This is a genomic window from bacterium (assembly GCA_040755795.1).
In the GTDB taxonomy this organism is placed as follows: domain Bacteria; phylum UBA9089; class CG2-30-40-21; order CG2-30-40-21; family SBAY01; genus JBFLXS01.
Map to the genome: position 1 here is coordinate 1 of JBFLXS010000449.1, position 3,033 is coordinate 3,033.

4 protein-coding genes are annotated in these 3,033 nt (G+C 34.2%); all 4 read right to left on the minus strand.

What is annotated here, in order from left to right; translation table 11 throughout:
* Positions 1-157: 157 nt before the first annotated feature.
* The gene (gene acpS, locus AB1414_18150; protein MEW6609337.1) at positions 158-538 is read right to left on the minus strand and encodes a holo-ACP synthase; all 381 of its coding nucleotides are present in this window, start codon (positions 536-538) and stop codon (positions 158-160) included.
* Positions 535-828, minus strand: a complete 294-nt coding sequence (locus AB1414_18155; protein ID MEW6609338.1) for an acyl carrier protein — start codon at positions 826-828, stop codon at positions 535-537. The genes acpS and AB1414_18155 overlap by 4 nt, the downstream gene beginning before the upstream one ends.
* A gap of 1 nt (position 829) precedes the next feature.
* Positions 830-2,314, minus strand: coding sequence for an AMP-binding protein (locus AB1414_18160; GenBank protein ID MEW6609339.1), 1,485 nt, complete (start codon positions 2,312-2,314; stop codon positions 830-832).
* Between the two features lie 209 nt (positions 2,315-2,523).
* On the minus strand, positions 2,524-2,874 hold the full coding sequence (locus AB1414_18165; GenBank protein ID MEW6609340.1) for a DUF3795 domain-containing protein: 351 nt from the start codon (positions 2,872-2,874) through the stop codon (positions 2,524-2,526).
* Positions 2,875-3,033 lie beyond the last annotated feature (159 nt).

Consider the following 3,033-nt stretch of genomic DNA (forward strand, 5'->3'; position numbering starts at 1 on the left):
AGTAAAATCTAATCTCTAATTCGCTTTTTGGTATGTGGAATTTGGTGCTTATTTGAGATTTGGTGCTTGGGATTTGGGATTTTTTACTTATCCACTCTGAGTAAAATTTTGACTAATAACTGCTATAAATAGTCTTACCAATCATACCCTTCACATCTTATATTCCTTCTAATGCAACTTGAGCAATTGCATATGCTTCACAATGAGATAAAGTAACTATTGCATTTTTTACGCCCAGCTTATCTGCTATAAGTTTCACTTTCCCCTTTAGACACATAATCGGTCTGCCAAGTTTATCATTCTTAACTTCTATATCTGTCCATTTTACCCCATTTTGCCATCCCGTTCCTATTGCTTTAAACACTGCTTCTTTTGCTGCAATTCTCACTGCATAATGGTGATACTTATTCGTTTCTTTTTCACAGTAACTGATCTCTTCATCAGTAAATGTTCGTCTTATAAATTCCTCACCACTATCTTTAATTGCTTCCTCTATACGGTCAATTTCAATAATATCAATACCTAAACCAAGAATCAATCTATCCTAATCTCCTTGTTGATTGATAAACTTCCTAATCTTTTTCTAATATAATTAGCAATTTTCGAGATATTATTAAGTACTTCTTGACTCCAATAATCATCTTCAATTTGTATAGAAAATTCTTTTTCTATAGAAGTAAGTAACTTCAAAAAGTCAAGAGAATCTAAACCAACCCCATTTGTACTTAATGGTTGATCATTTGATATTTCTATTGATTTTCTTTTGTTCATAATCTTTGTAGCGATAATTTCTTTTATTCGATCCTCAATAGATAGATTCTCTGACATATTATGTTTCCTCTAATTCTTCTCGTAATATTTTACCCATTGAATTTTTGGGCAGTGCATCTCTGAACTCAATTTGGCGAGGTATCTTGTAATCAGCTAATTTCCCCCCGCAAAAGTCAAAAAGTTCATCCTCATTAGATTTTTCTTTTAATACCACAATCGCCTTTACACTCTCACCCAGAGATTCATCCTTTACACCTATGACAGCGACTTCTTTCACCTTGGGAAAACTAACTAATAATCTTTCTATCTCTAAGGGGTCAACCTTTAACCCTGCAACATTAATGATATTCTTCTTCCTCCCAGTAATGTACAAATATCCATTCTCTTTCTTACCTAAATCACCCGTATAACACCATCCATCTTTGAATACTTTCTTGTTTAACTCTGATAAGCGAAAGTATCCTTTTGATACGGCATCACTCTTTACAATAATCTCTCCACTTTCTCCATTTAAGACTTCTTGGTTTTGGTCATTAACAATTTTTACACTCACATTATTCATTGGTAGTCCAACTGATTTAATATTGCTTTCTAAATTTCTGTTTAAATTAATCGATATAGCGCCTGCTTCTGAACTTCCATAATGCTGATTTATTACTACACCAAATTTATTCTTAAATCTCTTAGCTATATTAAGAGATAAAGGAGCACCTGCTGATATGCAAAGCCTGAGAGAACTTAAATCAGAAGTTTCTTCTGTATAACTTTCCACTAAAAGCTCGTACATATAAGGTATACCTGGAAATATACTTATTGACTTAGTTTTAATTATTCTAATAATCTCATGTGGAACAAATTTGTCCAGAAGAACAAGTGTAGCACCTGTTTTAATAGAGGTTAACATACAATGTCCCAATCCATAAGAATGAAATAGTGGTATAACTCCCAAGATATTATCTTTATTTGTAATCCCTTCTGTACTTGAAACATTCTCTGCTTCGCTAACAAGATTCCTATGAGTGCGTATTATACTTTTGGGTTTGCCAGTTGAACCAGAGGTATAAAGATAAAGTGCTTCATCCTCAGGTTTAATATTTCTCTTTATACCCTGATAAGGTTTTCGATTTAATAGTTCTTCAAAAGACAATATGTTATCTGCAGGCTCTATTCCACTTACAATAAAATTCCTAGGGTTACTTAATTTATCCACTTTATCTACAAACTCATTAGCTGTAATCAAAATTTTTATATCACAATGTTCAGAGATAAATTGCAATTCTTCTGGTTTATATCTTATGTCTAACGGTACAGCAATTGCCCCGATTCTAGCTATAGCAAAGAAGCTAATGATGAACTCAAGAGAATTATTGAATAATAGACCAACTCTATCTCCATAATTTACATTAAGTATACTCAAATTAGATGCTAAATTAGTAACTTTACTTTGTAATTCGGAATATGCCAACTCTTCATTTTTGAATGATATAGCAATTTTATCTGAGTTGTTAGTAGTTGTTTCCTCCAACATTTTTCCTAATGTCATTTTTCTTCAACCTGTCCCCCAATAAAAACTTGACAATCTTTAATTAATAGGTATAATAAAGACAGAGGGCACAGATAGAACTACCAGTTAGTTTACCTGTCTGTCGCCCTCTAAGGGTCGCGGGATGCCAGTCCAGAGCGACCCTTTTTCTACTAATAACCCCTTTAAGCTGGGTAAAATCTTACAGAGTTTCTAATCACGCCAAAATTCTATTTCTTACAAGCTTCTTTTCCCTCAAGCCATTTTTCTGTGCCTATTTCCTTCCTCTTCAAAAGTTCCTGCTGTCGGGCAGAAACTGCTTTCTTTGCCTCTTCTTCACTTAGAGACGGGTCGTAGAAACCTGTAAATGTCTGGCATGGCAATTCATCACACAGCCCACAATGCTCCAACTGTTTCTTGTTAACACAGCAATCGTACAGTGGACAAACTTCAACCTTCATCTGAGTTGTCCAGAACGGCTTGCCATTCACATTACCACATCCTTGGCACTGCTGCTTTTCAAAGTATTCACAGGTTCCACAATACAATCCGCATACAGGTGCTAAATTTTTGTCTGGCATTTTTTCACCTCCTCATTTTTTATTAATTTTTATGGTAACTATTCAGCAATGTAGTTTCGTCATTTTTTAACTGTCTTTTTTTATCAAACCTGAAAGGTTTAAATTTTACATAACCGCAGGAGAAACCTGCGGAAACGAAACATCTACGACATCTCAACC

Coding starts and splice junctions, on each gene's coding strand:
- AB1414_18155 (MEW6609338.1), bottom strand. CDS start 828: ATGTCAGAGAATCTATCTATTGAGGATCGAATAAAAGAAATTATCGCT.
- AB1414_18160 (MEW6609339.1), bottom strand. CDS start 2,314: ATGACATTAGGAAAAATGTTGGAGGAAACAACTACTAACAACTCAGAT.
- AB1414_18165 (MEW6609340.1), bottom strand. CDS start 2,874: ATGCCAGACAAAAATTTAGCACCTGTATGCGGATTGTATTGTGGAACC.